Origin of the sequence: Mesorhizobium sp. M1E.F.Ca.ET.063.01.1.1 (assembly GCF_003998155.1) — a bacterium.
GTDB lineage: Bacteria > Pseudomonadota > Alphaproteobacteria > Rhizobiales > Rhizobiaceae > Mesorhizobium.
On sequence record NZ_RZSC01001264.1, the window covers coordinates 1 to 999 of the forward strand.

Here is a 999-nt window from a genome sequence, read left to right on the forward strand (position 1 = left end):
CCCCTCTGCCCTGCCGGGCATCTCCCCCCTTGCGGGGGAGATGCCCGGCAGGGCAGAGGGGGGTGCGAAGGAACGCGGCGTTTCCCGCTCTGCCTGACAAAAATCCCATGTCTCAGGAAAGCAGGCCGAATGCAGAGAGGTTGGAGGGACAGCACCCCCCTCTGTCCTGCCGGACATCTCCCCCGCAAGGGGGGAGATTGGCTGTCGCCCGCGCAGCGCTCTCCGCCTCAATCACGCCTTCTTCAAAAACTCCGTCTTCAGCACCAGGCCCTTCACCTGCTTGGTGTTGCATTCGATCTCGCCGGGATTGCCGGTGAGGCGGATGTTCTTCACCAGCGTGCCGCGCTTGATCGTCTCGGACGTGCCCTTGACCTTGAGGTCCTTGATCAGGGTCACGGAGTCGCCATCCTTCAGCGGCGTGCCGTTGCTGTCTTTTACGATCGCGTCTGTCATGTCGGGTCTTTCATCGTTTGAATGACGGTGCGTCCGCCTATCGCGCCGATGATGGGCTGGTCAAGCCGATCACCCCTCAATCGTCACCTCCGCCTCGATCTCGACCGGGAGATCGAACGGCAGGGCGGCGACGCCGATTGCCGTGCGGGCGTGGCGGCCGACCTCCGGGCCGAAGACCTCGAGGATAAGATCGGAAAAGCCGTTCATCACTGCCGGCGTCGCGGTGAAGCGTGGCGCCGAATTGACCATGCCGTGCACGCGGCACCAGCCGGTGATCCTGTCGAGGCTGCCGAGCTCGCGCGTGAGGCTCCCGAGCATCGACAGCCCGACCTTGCGTGCTGAAGCCCGCGCCTCTTCCAGCGAGACACTGTCGCCGACCACGCCGCGCCTCCTGGCGCCGCGCCGCGACGAGCTTTCCGGTTCGCCGTCCTTTCGTCAAGAATGACTTGGCCCGAAGAAGAAATGGACTTGGCCTGAAAAACTGGCTCCGAAAAATTAGGCCCGCGCGGACCGCAGCTTTGCGATCCGCGCGGGCGGGCGCCGGCC

At 64.8% G+C, this 999-nt stretch carries 2 protein-coding genes; both read right to left on the reverse strand.

From position 1 onward, the window contains the following. Nucleotides 1-231: 231 nt before the first annotated feature. Nucleotides 232-453 carry an alkylphosphonate utilization protein gene (locus tag EOA29_RS37800; RefSeq protein WP_126094618.1) on the reverse strand — a complete coding sequence of 74 codons (222 nt, stop codon included), beginning with the start codon at nucleotides 451-453 and terminating at the stop codon, nucleotides 232-234. A gap of 69 nt (nucleotides 454-522) precedes the next feature. Further along, nucleotides 523-834 (reverse strand): RidA family protein, encoded by a 312-nt coding sequence (locus EOA29_RS37805; RefSeq protein WP_126094617.1) that lies wholly within the window; start codon nucleotides 832-834, stop codon nucleotides 523-525. Nucleotides 835-999 lie beyond the last annotated feature (165 nt).

Coding starts and splice junctions, on each gene's coding strand:
- EOA29_RS37800 (WP_126094618.1), bottom strand. CDS start 453: ATGACAGACGCGATCGTAAAAGACAGCAACGGCACGCCGCTGAAGGAT.